Source organism: Chitinophaga sedimenti, assembly GCF_023156195.1.
Classification (GTDB): Bacteria; Bacteroidota; Bacteroidia; order Chitinophagales; family Chitinophagaceae; genus Chitinophaga; species Chitinophaga sedimenti.
Map to the genome: position 1 here is coordinate 2,462,014 of NZ_JAKUKA010000001.1, position 14,961 is coordinate 2,476,974.

Genomic DNA, 14,961 nt, shown 5'->3' on the forward strand with positions numbered 1-14,961 from the left:
CCATTAAAGGACACGCTGTTCCGTTGAACAAACAGAAGAAAGAAAGCCCCCTGTTACTTCCGCAACAGGGGCTTTTTGCTTCCTTTTACCGAATATCTGACGGATACAGCGGCGATTGCAGGGGACTGCAATAACATCCTGACACTATCCTAAGACCATCTTTCGCTGATCCTTCGCTCATTGGACGTTCAATCGGCCGTGGAAGCGGTTTTAGCGTAGGATGAGCGAAGGATCAGCGAAGGATGTAGTAAGGATCGTCTTAGCCGTGAGTATTTTACCAGGGTGTAAACCTACTTTAGGACTTAACCCCGCAACGCCACTAACTCATGATAATCAAATAGATAAACAAGAAAGCCCCCTGTCACTTTCGCAACAGGGGGCTTTTATTGAAGTATTGTTTCCGTTAGAATTTAAGGGGAACGCTCACTTTCGTCTTGTCCCATTCGAACACCACCGCGTTCTTAGGCAAAGTGATCGTAAATTTTTTCTTGTACACTGGCAGTTGCCTGTACGGGAGCCTTTACTTCCAATACGTTTTTGTCTTTGTTTTTATCATATTCGAACGCACCGCTCTGGCCAGTTACACTGTTCAGGATTACGGTCCACTCCTTTTCACCGGGAATAGTAAACAGCGCGTAAGTACCCGCTTTCACCTTTTACCGCCGAAAGTAGCGTCTTTCTCAAACGTGATGTCGGTAGATTTGTTGGCTCCTGTCCGCCAAACCTGGCCATAAGGCACCAGGGCGCCAAAGATCTCCCTTCCGTTTTTGGAGGGCTGTCCGTAAGCTACTTTAACGTTAGTACCAGCAACTTCTACGCGGGGGCTTTTAGGCGGGTTTTGCGCCATTACGTTCGTACCGATCAGTACCATCGATAACCAAACGAGCATTTTTTTCATAAGAAACTTTTTATTTGTGTGAATTGAAGTGGAAATTACGGCTAATAAGACAAATAAACGCACCGCTTATAGAAATCAGCGCGCCATGCTCGTATCGGTCAGCTGACCTTCCGCCAGTTTTTTCAGGTCGCTCAGCCCCTTTTCCATGGCGGGACCGTACAACTTGTCCATGAGCAGGCCGCGGAGCTTCCACCAGGGCAGTACCCCCACATGCCGTTCCATCGACCAGTTAATGGTAGTAGCGGTCGGGCTGGTCTGCGTCAGGTAAATGCTGCCGTTGATGTTCAGGCGTTCGTCGGTAGACAGCACCCGGTATAGGATCAGCGAGTCTTTTACCACTTTGTCGATCACCAGCTTCCCGTGCGCGGGGTCCCGGCTTACCGGCCAGGGATACCAGTATTTCCAGGCAGCAGTATCCTGCAAATGATCGAATACCGCTACCGCCGGCGCCTGGATTACACCAGCACGCTGCATTTTCGCGGTAGAAGAAAATAATAGGGAAAATAAAAAGATAATTACTAAAAGTACTGCCAGTGAAGCCAGCAGCATCCGGATACCACGCATCATGTTTCTTTAAGCCTTAAATTCTGTTATTTGTTTCAAATTGTTTAATCCGGTCTCAAAATCCCGCCCCATCCACTTGTCCATCAGCAATCCCGCTAATTTCCGCAAAGGATGGTTGCCCGTATACGCCTCAAAGCTCCGGGTAACCGTGGTGCCGCCCTCCGAAGGGTCCGGGCGATACACCCCTTTTACCAGTCCGCGCCCCATGAAATAAATATCGGTGGCAATGAAGCGGAAAGGTTTGGATGCAGTAATAATCAGTTTGCCACGGCCGGTTTTACGGTGGCGCAGCCCTTCCCAGCGATAGGTAGCGCCGGTACCTTCTTCGGTAGCACCGTACACATTTTTCATTCCGGGATCCTGGTCCTGTTTATGCCAGGGCGACCAGTGTCGCCAGTTACGGAGGCTGTTAATTTCGTGGAAGATTTTTCTGCGGGCGCTCTCACAAAAACGGTTCGCGCCACATGTACTTTTGCCGGTAGAAAGAGGGACACGATAAAAACACCAGCACTACCACGACAATGGCCCCAATGATGAGAAACAAGGCTTGCATATTGCAGGTTTTTTGTTAAAGTCATTCGCATTCTGGAAAGTAAAAGTTACAGCTATTCTTTCAAAATTCAAACGCCTATTCCCAACGGAAGACCTTGATCGCAACCAGGTAAACGATCACACCCCACACAGCCAGCACCAGTAACTGCGGCCATACATGCCAGACATGCAGGCCCTCAAAGGCTATTTTTCGCAACGCATCGTTCAGGTACGTCAGCGGCATGATGCGGCAAATTGGCTGTAACCATATAGGGAACGCATCGACAGAGAAAAAGTACCCGCCAGCAAAAATTGCGGTAAGGTGACAATATTCGCTAAGAAAGGAATCGTGCTTTCGGTTTTTGCGATGCCGCTCACCACAAACCCGAAACCCATAAACACAATGAGCCCGAATGCGCACACCAGCAACATTTCCAGGAAGGTGGCAAAGCCGTTGATCAGGGTAAATCCAAAGGCAAAATAGCCGATACCGATAATGACTACGGAGCCGAAAAGCTGGAAAATCATCCTGCTCAACCCCTCGCCTACTATAATATATCCCCGGTGCACCGGCGTGGCGAAGAATCGCTTGAGTACGAGCGTTTGCCTTAAACTAAAAAACAGGAACGCCGTACCGAAAACGGCCGCGCTCAATAGCGCAAATCCTAACTGGCCGGGGAGGATAAAGTCGATGGTTTTGTATTGCCTGCCCGGTACCACTTCACTGGTTACCGTGGCCACCGTGCCCGGACGCTGGTAAAACCGGTCGTTCAGGTGGGCAATGGTTTCTGATAATACCGACTGGAACACGGCATTGTCCTGCGCCGCCGCTGAAGATGTTTTCACTTCCACGGCATCGTCGGGAATAAGTCCGCCCGAGCGGGAAGTGATGCGGATAATCGCTGCAAGATGCCCCTTTTCCAACTCCTGCTGCATTTCGGCGGGACTGTTATCCGTAACCAGCTGCACGCCGGAACGGGCGGCCAGGCCTTGTACAGCACACTGCTGGTATCGGTGCCCTTATCAACCCCTACTTTCACGCTTATCCCGCGGTTACCAATGAAACCGAATACCAGTATGAAGATCAGCGGGAAAGCCAGACTAAAAATCACGGTGGACGGACTACGGAATATTGCCCTGATGCTTGCCTTCATGATCGCCAACATGGCGCGCCACTGGCTGTACTGCTCTGCCATAATCAATATTTACAAAAACCGCGTAAAACTAACACGGGTTTCGGCCATTTCAAAAAAGCGGCCCGCACGCCCTTTCGGGCGGCGGGCCGGCACATTGGCCATGATCCCTGTAGAAAACTAGTAGGTGTTAAGTGCATCCATGGCAGACTGGATGGCGGCTTCCGTAGTTTCAGCCAATGTAATAGCTTCAGACAGGTTGGCGGTGATGGTAATTTCCTTCTGCGCCAGGTAATATTTACCGTCCTTCACTGAGAACACCAGCAGCTTGCCTTCTGCGCCTACCGGCATCGAATTGTCGTAGCTCTTTACCTTATTAACACCGTCGGCAGTGTAGATCTGTGCTACCACATTGCTGCCTTTTGCACAAAAGAAAACAAACGTTTCGCCGGACGATGCACGGAAAGATGCCATGGTGCCCGGATTGTTCAGCACTTCAACTTTCACGGTTGTTTTGGGGCTGCTATTGCTATAGAAAATATCACAGTTCACCCAGCCAAGCTGACCGAAATCAAAATTGTAGAAGCCTTCTACTGATTTCACTTCGCGCTGCTGGTTCTGGCCATTGGCGTTCACAGGTGCTACCCAGCCAAACTGGTTACCCTGAACAGTATCCACACCTGCCCACAACAATGTGAAACCATCGCCCGCGGCGGGTACTTTAATATTGAGGGGCGCTTTCAGGGCCTGATCTACTGCTGCGCCATTGTTGGTCGCTTCAATAAACAGGGTACCCTGCGATTCCAGCGGGAGGCCGGATACATGGTTGGTGTTAACACCAGTGCGTATTAAAGAACTTCTTGTCAGCAATTCGGTAACGTTCAATTTCACCTCGCCGGTTACTGCAACGCCGCTGCGGGTAAAGGCGCCAGCCGGGATCGTAATTTTAGTACCACCGGCAAGCGTAATAGTCTGAGGCAGTGTAGCGGTATTCAATGAAAAGCTTTGTGCTTTTGCGCCAAATTTATCCGGGAACTGTGCTGCGGTGCGGGTGCTGCCTGTTTCGGGGCTTTTATCTTTTTGCAGGCTGCAAAGAACAATACAGTGCTGGCAATGGTGGCGGCGATTACAATTTGCTTTCTCATTTGATGATGGTTTAAGTGATGCCTACTCTATCTGGTGTAAGGGCTTTTCGGCAGCCGCCCGTGTTTCGGTATTTACACAGGTATATCACCGGTACAAAGCTGTTGTTACCCCAATTTTTAAGTTTTTTTAAGTTGACTGGAAAACAACCAGTTAGAAGAGAAACAATGTAACCACCACATTAACCAGGTGCAGACGCATTTATTCAAGAAGAGGGTGAACGATTCAAACTATATTTTGAGAATATTTTGAGATGCATCCCTCGTATCAAACCGATACCTATATTTGTTTCAGACAATAATTTTGGCCGCCCTGAAAGCCGCTAAGCAAACCGTTTTCATCCTTTTTCAATCCATAATGGCAGGTATTAAACACCTTGAATATTCATGTGAATGACCAATTCGCGTCCAACCAAAATAAGTCTACTATGATGGAACACACCGTAAACAATGTGAATCAGGCCGAACTCGAGAAAATGTGTCACGGCTATGAACAGATCCTTTCAACTTTGCAGGACTTTGAACCGTTTCCGTCTTCGCAGGTAATCTGCAACGTGATAAATGAACACATCAAACGCCTGTCTGCCGTTATCGCTTATCATAACGAACTGGCGGAAGAAGCAGAGAAAAGCATGGAAGCCCTGGCCGATGGCCTGCGCAGACTGCGCATGCAGGCGCAAAGGGTAGTCGACGAAACGCAAAAACACGTAATCCGCTTATCCAAAGAGGAAGTAGGGGTGATGTATACCGGTGAAGGCTGAAAAAATGAGAACAGCCGGCCCCGCGTGATACCGGACCGGCTGCAAAGTATATGGACCATTAGGGCCGTGCGGTTAATCTGATATACCGCGGCGACTCCTGGTTCCTTTCTATCTTTTCTATCAGCAGGTTCCGGTTATCTTTCCATTTCACCGTATTGGGGCCCCAATACTCCAGCATCCGCTCGTCTACCAACTGCGGCTTTTTGCCATTACGGTACAATTCCAGCCCGTTGGGCGTAAACTGCGCCTCCAGGTCGGCATTGCCGGCAACAAAGTATTTGCCGTCCGGCGATATAACGGGGACGCCTATGGTAAAGGTGGTATCTCCCGTCTCCTTGCCTATCAAGGCATAGGCATAGCTTTCGTAAAACATACAACCGACCAGCCAGTGGCCCGATCCGGGCACCTCGCCATAATAGGAATACTCTACAAACTCCTCACCGGGATTATTGCCCTCGTCTGCATCGCGGTCGCTGATCATCATTACACGACGGTTCGCCGCCTGGAAAAACAGGGTATCTCCCACTCTGCGCACCGCGCCGCCGGTCTGTTGCAACGACCGGCTTTCACTGGTATCAATTTCCCAGCCCTTTACAGCGTCAAATTCTTCTTTGGTAATAGCGGTGATGTCGTATACCACACCGCCTAAACTCACCGTATCCGCCGCAGCGGTCGCAAATGTATCGTTCGCCATCGCAGCCTTGTCAGCAATAACGAGGGAATCAACCGGTGTTTTTTGTGCGGCCGGGGTACCGCAGGAGCAGCACGCAATAATAGCCGCCGCAGGAAAAATATATTTCATAGTTGGATCTATAGACCGGGGCAAAAATAGTGTTTTAAAAATGAAAACGCCCCGCAGACTGCGAGGCGTTTAGTGATATCTTAGCGGATCATCATATCGTAGGGCAATCTCGCCTGTACGCCCATGGTAAGGCGTTCTAACGACTTAACCTGTTTATATACATTGTAATAAACGCCTAATTCTTTTTTCAGCAACTCCGCTTTCACATCATCGCGACCGCCACTCAGCCGCTGCATCCAGGCATCTTTCACCGCTGGATATTCAGACAGGTAATAACTGGAAATATTGGCCATTTTTGCCGCTGCCCGTACGGCATCTTCGATGCCGCCGATGCGGTCAACCAGTCCCAGTTGCTTCGCTTCGATACCCGTCCATACACGTCCCTGTGCAATACTGTCCACTACAGCACCATCCAGCTTACGGCCTTCTGCTACGCGACCTTTAAACGACGCATAAATTGAATCCACGGATGTTTGCAGGATACGCTTTTCTGTTTCGGTCAGCGGCCTGCTAACGGTACCTAAATCGGCATACTGCGCCGTTTTCACACCATCGAACGTAATGCCCAATTTGTTATTGAAGAAACCCTGCAGGTTCGGCAACACTGCGAACACGCCAATGGAGCCCGTAAGTGTATTAGGCTGCGCAAATAGAATCCGCCATGCAGGATATATAATATCCACCGGAGGCCGCGTAGTCACCCATCGATACAATTACCGGCTTGCTTTTCTTCGCCAGTGACAGTTCGCGCCAGATGCCTTCAGAAGCCGTGGCACTGCCGCCACCGGAGTTCACCCGGAATACGATCGCTTTAATGTCTTTATCCTGGCGGGCTTTACGGATAATTTTGATGTAAGTATCGCTGGCAATCGTAGTCTGATCATCGCTACTGCCACCTACGATGTCGCCCTGCGCGTAAATCAGCGCAATGGAGCCATCGGGGCCGTCTTCTGTGAAGTTCACGGCAGCGCCGTACTTCCAGGCGGCAATGAAGTTGATCGATTCGTCTGCGCCAATGCCGATGCGTTTGCGGAATTCGTTCATCACTTCATCATCATACTTCAAACCATCTACCAGTTTATAATTTAACGCATCAGACGGGAAGCGGATGAGGCCCTGGTTGGCATAACCGTGCAACGTAGCCGTATCGATGCCCCTGCGGGTGCCGATGCCGGTCAGGAAGCGACCATAAAGTTCTCCCAGGAACACACTGGTCTGCAAACGGTTAGCGTCCGTCATGCTGGTTTCGCGCAGCGGTTCGGTCGCGCTTTTGAATTTACCGTTGTAAAAGATCTGCGGTTGTATATCGAGCTTTTCGAGCAGTCCTTTCAGGAACATCAGTTGCATGGAGAAACCATCGAACTCCAGCCCGCCTTTAGGGTTCAGGTAGATTTTATCTGCCGCGGAAGCCAGGTAGTACGCCTGCTGCGGAATCACTTCGCCATAGGCGTAAATGAATTTGCCGCTTTTACGGAAGGCCAGCAAAGCGTTCCGCAACTCTTCATTGGTAGCAAAGTTGTTGGCATTGCTGCCTGCTTTCAGGTAAATACCTTTAATATTATCGTCGGAGGCCGCATGGCGCAGGATCCGGACCATATCGTACAGACCTGGCGTTTCGCCCTCACCGGTAAGAAAACCTCCCAGTTTGTCCATTTTCGCCTGTTCGTTGTAAACAGTACCGGCATCTACCACCAGCACGCTGTTGGCACTTACTTTATAACCGGGATTGGTTGCCGACTTTACAAGTCCGCCGATCAACATCAGGAAAAAGAAAAAGCCGACAAGTGAGAAAACGACCAGGGCGAGAAAGGACGCAAAGAATATCTTTAAGAAATTGCGCATAAATGTTCAAGAATGAATTACGGAAAACACGAAGGTCACAAATAATTTTGTGAATATAGCGGTTATCTGCGGATTATGGGTACTTTTGAACCTCTTAATACATGAATACTGCGATATTACTTATAGGTGGCAACCTCGGAAACCGGAGCCAGAACCTGCGCCGGGCGGTCGATTTGCTGGATTCCACGGCGGGAAAGGTTACACAGCGCTCTTCCCTGTACGCAACTGCTCCCTGGGGCGGGGTGGATCAGCCAAATTACCTGAACCAAGGCTTAGTGATACAGACGCCGATTTCGGCAACCGAATTGCTGGACGTGATGATGGACATCGAAAAGCAGGTTGGCCGGGTACGCCGGGAAAAATGGGGCAGCCGGGTAATCGACATCGATATGATTTTTTTTAACGAGGAAGTGATTGACTTGCCTCAGCTGAAAGTACCACATCCGCATATGGCTAACCGTCGTTTCGTGCTGACGCCGCTTTGCGAAATCCTCCCGGATTTTGTACACCCGGTACTGCAACAGCCCCTCTCCCACCTGCTGGAAATTTGTCCGGACCAGCTCCCCGTTCACAAACGCCTGCCGGCGCTCACTAAATAACGTTTCGCATCCACATGAAATATCCGTTTATCACCATAGAAGGCAATATTGGTGCGGGGAAAACGACCCTCGCCACGCGACTGGCCGAACATTTTAACGGCCGGCTGATCCTCGAGGAGTTTGCCGACAACCCCTTTCTGCCCAAATTTTACGAACGCCCGCAACAATACGCTTTTCCACTCGAACTATTCTTCATGGCCGAGCGCTACAAGCAATTGAAAGAACTGCTCACGGCGCAGGAACTGTTTTCGTCAGAAACCGTGATCTCTGACTACCTGTTCGTTAAAAGCCTGTTGTTCGCCCGCATCAACCTGGCGGAGGAAGAATACGCGCTTTACCAGAAGCTGTTTGACATCATTAATCCACAACTCCGGCAGCCCGACCTCCTCATCTTCCTGAATTCGCCCATTTCGCGCCTGCAGGCAAATATCAAAAAGAGAAACCGGGAATATGAGCAAAACATCCAGGACCAATACCTCCATGATGTGCAGGGCGTGTATATGCAATATCTCCGGCAGCACCCCGTCCGCACGTTAATGGTCGATACTTCCAAAATGGATTTCATGTACGGGGATGGTCATTTTGAGCAGCTGCTGGCCGCGCTGGAAAAGGATTATCCGCCAGGCATTCATTACCTCTGATAATACTGTTGTTTTGAATTATATTTAAGGATCAGATCCCTCGTCGTTCAAAACATGATTGTATGCCAGCAGATAAACAAAAACTAACGACGGCTTCCGGCGCCCCTTACGCAGAGCACGCAAACTCCCTGTCGGCCGGACCGCGTGGCCCCCTGTTACTCCAGGATTTTTTGCTCCACGAAAAAATGGCGCACTTTAACCGCGAACGTATTCCCGAACGCGTGGTGCATGCAAAGGGATCGGGCGCATATGGCATTTTCACCGTTACGCACGATGTAACTCCTTATACCAAAGCAAAGGTTTTTAGTAAGATAGGCAAACAAACAAAGGTGTTCGTCCGCTTTTCCACCGTGGGTGGCGAAAGAGGGTCAGCCGATACAGAGCGCGATCCGCGTGGGTTTGCGGTAAAGTTTTATACAGAAGATGGGAACTGGGACCTGGTCGGTAACAACACTCCCGTTTTCTTTATTAAAGACCCGAAGCTGTTTGCCGATTTCATTCACACACAGAAACGCGATCCGCAAACAAATTGCAAAAGCGCCACGATGATGTGGGACTTCTGGAGCCTGCATCCTGAAAGTCTGCACCAGGTCCTGATCCTGATGAGTAATCGCGGCACCCCTTATGGCTATCGCCATATGCACGGGTTTGGCAGCCATACTTTTTCTTTTTTTAGTGGGAAGGAAGATCGCTTCTTTGTAAAGTTTCACTTCCTGACACACCAGGGCATCAAAAACTTTAGTAACGACGAGGCGACGGCCATGCGCGGCCAGGATCCGGACTTCGCTCAACGCGACCTGCACTCCGCCATTGCCAACGGCCAGTTCCCGAAATGGAGCCTGAAGATCCGGTAATGCCTGAACGCGACGCCCCCTCCTATCGCTGGAACCCTTTCGACGTTACCAAAGTTTGGCCGCACGCGGATTATCCGCTGATCGATGTGGGTGAACTGGAATTGAATATCAATCCGGATAATTATTTCGCGCACGTAGAGCAATCCGCCTTCGCGCCTTCGCACATTGTGGATGGTATTGGCTTTTCGCCAGATAAAATGCTGCAGGGAAGGATACTTTCTTATCCCGATGCGCAGCGTTATCGTTTAGGTGTGAATTACGAACACCTGCCGGTGAACCGATGTCCGTTTGCGGTTAACAATTACCACCGCGACGGCGCTATGCGTATGGACGGCAATGGCGGTGGTTCGCCCAACTACTACCCCAACAGCTTCGACAACATTAACGCTGATCCGGCGTACATGCGGCAGGAAGAACCACTGGAGTCGATGATGGCCGATTTTTATGACCGCAATGCACCGGGAGATGATGATCACTACACGCAGCCGGGCAACTTGTTCCGGTTAATGGCGCCCGGTGAACAGCAGGACGTGGTGCGGAACATCGTAAATGCCATGAGCGACATCGGCGGCCTCCGCCGGGAGGAAATCATCCAGCGGCAGCTGTGCCACTGGTTCCGGGCGGATGTTCGCCTGGGCATGGCGGTAGCCAAGGGTTTAGGTGTTCATATTAATATGCAGGCACATACGGACGTCAATTAAAGGGCATTCGCCACCAGCCACCCGCTGGTCCATGCATGCTGGAAGTTAAATCCGCCGGTAATGCCATCTACGTCCATCACCTCGCCGGCAAAAAACAATCCTTTATGCAGGCGGCTTTCCATCGTGGCGGCATCCAGTTGCGACAGGTTCACGCCACCGCAGGTCACAAACTCCTCTTTAAAAGTGGTTTTGCCCTGTACGGGAAACTCCATCGCCACCAGGTATTTAATCAATTTATTTTGCTCCTTCGACGGCAGGTCGGCCCAGCGGGTATCTTCCTGCACACCCGCTTGCTGCAGCAGGAAGTGCCACAGGCGTTGCGGCAGCCCGAATATATTCTTCTGGTAGATCTTTTGTCCCGCCATACTTTGCCGCAACGAGGGCCACTCTTCCCGGAGCGTGTTCTCCTGGTGATCGGGCAGCCAGTTAACAATAGCGGTAAATTTATAACCCAGTTCGTGCAGCGAACGCGCTCCCCAGGCAGAAAGCCGTAATACTACCGGCCCACTCATTCCCCAATGGGTAATTAGCAACGGCCCGGACTCCTGTAGTCTGGTACCGGCGATCTTCACCACGGCCTGCGGTACAGCAACGCCCATCAGCTCCGTTACCGGGTTGCCCGGCATATTAAAAGTAAACAACGACGGCACGGGCGACGCAATTTCGTGCCCCAGCTCGCGGAGCCAGTTGAACTTCTCCGGCTGCGGATAACCGCCGGTGCACACGCATACGTAATCCGCCTCTATCGCCTTATCGCCATGCAGGTGCAGGCGCCAGCGGTCGCCGGACAGCTTTTCCAGCCTCGTTACTTCCGTATTCACGTCGATGCGTACACGATACTTTTCGGCTTCCTGCAACAGGCAGTCGATAATGGTTTGCGAGGAGTCGGTCACCGGGAACATGCGCCCGTCGGGCTCGGCCTTCAGGGTTACGCCCCGCTCGGCGAACCAGTCTACCGTGTTCAGTATATGAAAATGATGAAAACTCTTTTTGAGCAGGTTTTGCCCGCGCGGGTATTTCTTCACCAGCGCTGCCACCCCGGGCGCATTGTGCGTTACATTACAGCGTCCGCCGCCCGATACTTTAACCTTTGATAACAGTTTACCCGTTTTTTCCAGGATGCGTACACTCAGCCCGGGATGCAACCTTGCCGCGTTTACCGCGCAAAAGAACCCCGCGGCCCCGCCGCCAATCACCACCAAAACCTTTCCAGATGCCCCCATTTGCCTTAATTTTGTCCGATTATGATAAAATAAATTTTACCGTATATTTATTGATGCAAATTAAACATTAACACAACATTTGTTAATCATACTGATTCTAAATTAAATGCAACAAAGTTCTAAGAAGGCATCAGGACGGAAACTGACAGCGTGGATGATAGGGATGCTCGTAACCTGTGCCGCCTTCAGCTATATCCCTGCTGATGACTGGACCACCCGGATTACAGCCGCTCTCGAAAGGTTCTATCGCGACTATCCTCAGGAAAAAGTGTACATCCATTTTGACAAAGATTATTATGCCGCCGGGGAGAGCATCTGGTTCAAAGGCTACGTGTCCCTCCGGGAACTGCCCGCCTACGGCGCCCGTAACCTGTACTTTGAGTTGATCGACAAAGACGGCGTAGTGGTACAGAAAAGGATTGTAGAACTGAGCGAAGGTGGCGGCGCCGGCGAAATAGAACTGCCGGAAACCATGAAATCCGGTACCTACCGCGCCAGGGCGTACACCTCGTACATGATGAACTACGACTCCAGCTTCTTCTTCCATAAGAATATCCGCATCTACGACGCCAAGAAAGATGTACCGTCCGGAACGGCCGCACGCCCGGGCGCTGGTGCCGCCACAGGCGCCGATGCAGCCGATAAACCTGCCTACGCCGTACAGTTCTTCCCTGAAGGCGGCGACCTTATTAATAATGTAGCCAGCCAGGTGGCGTTCAAAGCCATCAACCAGGCTGGTTATCCCACAAGGGTCAGCGGTACTGTTACCGACAGCAAAGGCCAGAAGGTCGCTGATATTACCACCGTTCACGACGGTATGGGCTCGTTTGAACTGAAGCCGGCAGCTGGCGAAACCTATACGGCGAAGACCAAAGACTCCGCCGGCCTCGAAAAAACATTCCCGCTTCCGGCCGCAAAGTCCTCCGGCGTAGCGATGAAGATTTACAATAAAGGTACCCGCATCTTCTACCTCACTTCTTTCAGCAACCAGGAAGATACTACCTACTCAGAAATGCTGCTGGTAGCGCAAATGCAAAATCAGCTGATCTATAAAGCCGTACTGAACGTAGCCGAAGGCAAAATCAGCGGCCTCATTCCCACCCAGCAGCTGCCCAATGGCATTCTGCAACTCACGCTGTTCAAGCGCGACGGCACACCGCTGGCGGAAAGGCTGGTATTTGTACGCAACAACCTGGAAGAGATCAACATGATCATTTCGGCAAATACTGTATCTAAAGGCCCTCGTACCAAAACTGAACTGGTGCTCGACCTGCCGGACGCCACACGCGGACAGCTCTCGGTATCCGTTACGGACGCCGACCAGGTGCAACGCGACGAGTACGAGAACAACATTGTATCCAATACGCTGCTTACCTCCGATCTCAAAGGTTACATTCACCACCCGGGCTGGTATTTCCGCGACACGACCGAAAATACCCTCAGGGCGCTGGACCTGGTAATGATGACCAACGGCTGGCGCAGGTTTGAGTGGAATAAGATTGTGGCGGGCGACTACCCTGTCTTCCGTTTTCCGTATGAACAAGGCCTTACGGTCATGGGCGTGGCCAAGAAAGGCAACCGTCCGCTGGCAAACGGTAACGTGAGTTTCATGATCAAAACACCCGCCGACAGCGGCCAGATGATCGCTATGGCGCCCACCAGTGAAAAAGGGGAGTTTATCCTGGCGAACATGACGTTTAAAGACACCGGCATGGTGTATTACAAGGCAAATGATCCCGAAAAGAAAGGCGCCTGGATCGATGTAACCATCAACAAACACTTTTTCGAACTGCCCAACAAGGTAAATGTACCTTATCCTTATATGGTGCCGCCACCGTTGAACCCGAACGTCCTTAAAAGCTACCTGACAACGGTAAATGAAGGCAACGTGGTGAACAGGCGCATCAATGATAAAACCATCTACCTGAAAGAATTTAATGTAACCTCCCGCAAACCGACAACGCAGGAAACAGTAGATAAGCGCTACTCCAGCGGTATGTTCAGCGGCGACGGACAGGTGTTCGACTTTACGACGGATAACCCGGTGGCCATGAACGTATTCCAGTACCTGCAGGCGCGTGTGGCCGGTTTACAGATCACCGGCAATATGAACGAGCCGCAGCTCCAATGGCGTGGCGGTACGCCGCAGCTGTACCTCGACCAGATGCCGGTGGATGTGCAGATGCTCGCGAACCTGCCGGTGGCCGATATCGCGATGGTGAAAGTATTCCGTCCCCCGTTCATGGGTGGCTTCGGTGGTGGTGCCGGTGGCGCCATTGCCGTGTATACGCGTCGCGGTGGCGATACGCCGAGAGATAATACCGTCAAAGGCTTTGAACTCTATAAGAAATGGGGGTATAACGCGGTGCGCACGTTCTACTCGCCGGATTACTCCGTGAAGAAACCGATTCACGAGCTGCCCGACAAACGCCTTACCCTTTACTGGAACCCGAAACTGACGATCGATACGATCCAGAACGTGGCGCGGTTCGACTTTTACAGCAACGACTTCTCCAAACGCTTCCGTGTAGTCGTAGAAGGGATGGACGTAAATGGTAATGTGGGAAGGGTGGAAAAGATCTTCGAATAAAGCATTTCTTTATAAAGAATTAACAACAGCGCCCCTTCCTGCGAGTGATCCAACGGAAGGGGCGCTGCGTTTTTTGTTACCTTTGCTACTCGGCACAGACACTTATTTTTTTTTGAAGATATGCAAGAATACATTCAATCTATCGCGATCGACATGGACGAGACCATTGCCGATCCGATTACGAAAGCAAGAGAATGGTATTACCGCGACTTCGGTACTACCTTTACAGAAGAGGACCTGATAGGCAAACATTTATCGGATGTGGTGCCGGAAGAACACAGCGGCATCATTCACAAATACCTGAACACGCCGGGCTTCTTCCGCGACCTGGGCGTGTTTCCTGATGCGGTGGAGGTGATCCGTGAATTGAACAAGAAATACCGTGTGTTCATCGTATCCGCGGCCATGGAGTTTCCTGCTTCGCTGCAGGATAAATATCATTGGCTGGAAGACAACTTCCCCTTCCTTACCTGGCGACAGGTATGCCTTTGCGGCGACAAAACCGTAGTAGGCACCGATTTTATGATCGATGACCTGACCCGTAACCTGCAACCATTTAAAGGAAAAGGATTTTTATACACGCAGCATCACAACCTGCATGTGGAGGGCTATGAGCGCCTGCTTAACTGGGCAGACGCGGGCAACAAACTGTTGTAAAGAAAAGGGAGCAGCGTTCACTG

General features: G+C 51.0%; 14 protein-coding genes and 4 pseudogenes. 8 read left to right on the plus strand and 10 right to left on the minus strand.

The features are described from left to right. Nucleotides 1-461 precede the first annotated feature (461 nt). The 5 genes and pseudogenes from MKQ70_RS41230 to MKQ70_RS14085 all read right to left on the minus strand — a co-directional run. A pseudogene (locus MKQ70_RS41230) lies at nucleotides 462-898 on the minus strand (DUF2911 domain-containing protein). 75 nt (nucleotides 899-973) lie between these two features. Beyond that, complete coding sequence (locus tag MKQ70_RS14070) at nucleotides 974-1,465, minus strand: SRPBCC family protein (protein ID WP_248072117.1); 492 nt, start codon at nucleotides 1,463-1,465, stop codon at nucleotides 974-976. 6 nt (nucleotides 1,466-1,471) lie between these two features. After that, nucleotides 1,472-1,888, minus strand: coding sequence for an SRPBCC family protein (locus MKQ70_RS14075; protein WP_308199464.1), 417 nt, complete (start codon nucleotides 1,886-1,888; stop codon nucleotides 1,472-1,474). A 202-nt stretch (nucleotides 1,889-2,090) separates the two neighbouring features. Beyond that, nucleotides 2,091-2,237: a hypothetical protein gene (locus tag MKQ70_RS14080; RefSeq protein ID WP_248072121.1), complete on the minus strand. Its 147-nt coding sequence runs from the start codon at nucleotides 2,235-2,237 to the stop codon at nucleotides 2,091-2,093. Between the two features lie 15 nt (nucleotides 2,238-2,252). Continuing rightward, a pseudogene (locus tag MKQ70_RS14085) lies at nucleotides 2,253-2,929 on the minus strand (ABC transporter permease); the annotation flags it as partial. Nucleotides 2,930-3,070: 141 nt separating this feature from the next. Between MKQ70_RS14085 and MKQ70_RS14090 the strand changes: the two are divergent. After that, the gene (locus tag MKQ70_RS14090) at nucleotides 3,071-3,310 is read left to right on the plus strand and encodes a hypothetical protein (RefSeq protein ID WP_248072123.1); all 240 of its coding nucleotides are present in this window, start codon (nucleotides 3,071-3,073) and stop codon (nucleotides 3,308-3,310) included. Here the strand turns inward: MKQ70_RS14090 and MKQ70_RS14095 are convergent. Both MKQ70_RS14095 and MKQ70_RS14100 read right to left on the minus strand, forming a co-directional pair. After that, nucleotides 3,307-4,122 (minus strand): hypothetical protein, encoded by an 816-nt coding sequence (locus tag MKQ70_RS14095; RefSeq protein ID WP_248072124.1) that lies wholly within the window; start codon nucleotides 4,120-4,122, stop codon nucleotides 3,307-3,309. The genes MKQ70_RS14090 and MKQ70_RS14095 overlap by 4 nt on opposite strands. Continuing rightward, a complete protein-coding gene (locus MKQ70_RS14100) occupies nucleotides 4,119-4,271 on the minus strand; it encodes a hypothetical protein (RefSeq protein ID WP_248072125.1) in 153 nt (50 codons plus the stop codon). Before MKQ70_RS14100 ends, MKQ70_RS14095 begins: the two co-directional genes overlap by 4 nt. Nucleotides 4,272-4,696: 425 nt before the next feature. Here MKQ70_RS14100 and MKQ70_RS14105 point away from each other — a divergent pair, with 425 nt between their 5' ends. Then, a complete protein-coding gene (locus tag MKQ70_RS14105) occupies nucleotides 4,697-5,029 on the plus strand; it encodes a hypothetical protein (RefSeq protein ID WP_248072126.1) in 333 nt (110 codons plus the stop codon). A gap of 58 nt (nucleotides 5,030-5,087) precedes the next feature. On the opposite strand, the gene MKQ70_RS14110 is transcribed toward MKQ70_RS14105, so the two are convergent. Then, nucleotides 5,088-5,831 carry a hypothetical protein gene (locus MKQ70_RS14110; RefSeq protein WP_248072127.1) on the minus strand — a complete coding sequence of 248 codons (744 nt, stop codon included), beginning with the start codon at nucleotides 5,829-5,831 and terminating at the stop codon, nucleotides 5,088-5,090. Between the two features lie 80 nt (nucleotides 5,832-5,911). Further along, nucleotides 5,912-7,673, minus strand: a pseudogene (gene sppA / locus MKQ70_RS14120) (signal peptide peptidase SppA). Nucleotides 7,674-7,774: 101 nt separating this feature from the next. Here sppA and folK point away from each other — a divergent pair. The 4 genes and pseudogenes from folK (at nucleotide 7,775) to MKQ70_RS42225 (ending at nucleotide 10,468) form a co-directional block, all read left to right on the plus strand. After that, the gene (gene folK / locus MKQ70_RS14125) at nucleotides 7,775-8,272 is read left to right on the plus strand and encodes a 2-amino-4-hydroxy-6-hydroxymethyldihydropteridine diphosphokinase (protein WP_248072130.1); all 498 of its coding nucleotides are present in this window, start codon (nucleotides 7,775-7,777) and stop codon (nucleotides 8,270-8,272) included. Between the two features lie 14 nt (nucleotides 8,273-8,286). Beyond that, on the plus strand, nucleotides 8,287-8,913 hold the full coding sequence (locus MKQ70_RS14130; RefSeq protein WP_248072131.1) for a deoxynucleoside kinase: 627 nt from the start codon (nucleotides 8,287-8,289) through the stop codon (nucleotides 8,911-8,913). Nucleotides 8,914-8,975: 62 nt separating this feature from the next. Next, nucleotides 8,976-10,084: pseudogene (locus MKQ70_RS38435) on the plus strand (catalase); the annotation flags it as partial. A 189-nt stretch (nucleotides 10,085-10,273) separates the two neighbouring features. Then, on the plus strand, nucleotides 10,274-10,468 hold the full coding sequence (locus MKQ70_RS42225) for a catalase-related domain-containing protein (RefSeq protein ID WP_372490114.1): 195 nt from the start codon (nucleotides 10,274-10,276) through the stop codon (nucleotides 10,466-10,468). Here MKQ70_RS42225 and MKQ70_RS14140 read toward each other — a convergent pair. Further along, the gene (locus MKQ70_RS14140; protein WP_248072132.1) at nucleotides 10,465-11,691 is read right to left on the minus strand and encodes a BaiN/RdsA family NAD(P)/FAD-dependent oxidoreductase; all 1,227 of its coding nucleotides are present in this window, start codon (nucleotides 11,689-11,691) and stop codon (nucleotides 10,465-10,467) included. The two genes, MKQ70_RS42225 and MKQ70_RS14140, sit on opposite strands and share 4 nt — an antisense overlap. 154 nt (nucleotides 11,692-11,845) lie before the next feature. Here MKQ70_RS14140 and MKQ70_RS14145 point away from each other — a divergent pair, with 154 nt between their 5' ends. Next, nucleotides 11,846-14,281 (plus strand): MG2 domain-containing protein, encoded by a 2,436-nt coding sequence (locus MKQ70_RS14145; RefSeq protein ID WP_248072133.1) that lies wholly within the window; start codon nucleotides 11,846-11,848, stop codon nucleotides 14,279-14,281. Nucleotides 14,282-14,401: 120 nt separating this feature from the next. After that, nucleotides 14,402-14,938, plus strand: a complete 537-nt coding sequence (locus MKQ70_RS14150; protein WP_248072134.1) for a 5' nucleotidase, NT5C type — start codon at nucleotides 14,402-14,404, stop codon at nucleotides 14,936-14,938. Nucleotides 14,939-14,961: the final 23 nt, after the last annotated feature.

Excerpts from the sequence above, each read along its gene's own strand:
- MKQ70_RS14070 (WP_248072117.1), bottom strand. The coding sequence starts at position 1,465 with ATGATGCGTGGTATCCGGATGCTGCTGGCTTCACTGGCAGTACTTTTA.
- MKQ70_RS14080 (WP_248072121.1), bottom strand. The coding sequence starts at position 2,237 with ATGCCGCTGACGTACCTGAACGATGCGTTGCGAAAAATAGCCTTTGAG.
- MKQ70_RS14090 (WP_248072123.1), top strand. The coding sequence starts at position 3,071 with ATGAAGATCAGCGGGAAAGCCAGACTAAAAATCACGGTGGACGGACTA.
- MKQ70_RS14100 (WP_248072125.1), bottom strand. The coding sequence starts at position 4,271 with ATGAGAAAGCAAATTGTAATCGCCGCCACCATTGCCAGCACTGTATTG.
- MKQ70_RS14105 (WP_248072126.1), top strand. The coding sequence starts at position 4,697 with ATGATGGAACACACCGTAAACAATGTGAATCAGGCCGAACTCGAGAAA.
- MKQ70_RS14110 (WP_248072127.1), bottom strand. The coding sequence starts at position 5,831 with ATGAAATATATTTTTCCTGCGGCGGCTATTATTGCGTGCTGCTCCTGC.
- folK (WP_248072130.1), top strand. The coding sequence starts at position 7,775 with ATGAATACTGCGATATTACTTATAGGTGGCAACCTCGGAAACCGGAGC.
- MKQ70_RS14130 (WP_248072131.1), top strand. The coding sequence starts at position 8,287 with ATGAAATATCCGTTTATCACCATAGAAGGCAATATTGGTGCGGGGAAA.
- MKQ70_RS42225 (WP_372490114.1), top strand. The coding sequence starts at position 10,274 with ATGGCGCCCGGTGAACAGCAGGACGTGGTGCGGAACATCGTAAATGCC.
- MKQ70_RS14140 (WP_248072132.1), bottom strand. The coding sequence starts at position 11,691 with ATGGGGGCATCTGGAAAGGTTTTGGTGGTGATTGGCGGCGGGGCCGCG.
- MKQ70_RS14145 (WP_248072133.1), top strand. The coding sequence starts at position 11,846 with ATGATAGGGATGCTCGTAACCTGTGCCGCCTTCAGCTATATCCCTGCT.
- MKQ70_RS14150 (WP_248072134.1), top strand. The coding sequence starts at position 14,402 with ATGCAAGAATACATTCAATCTATCGCGATCGACATGGACGAGACCATT.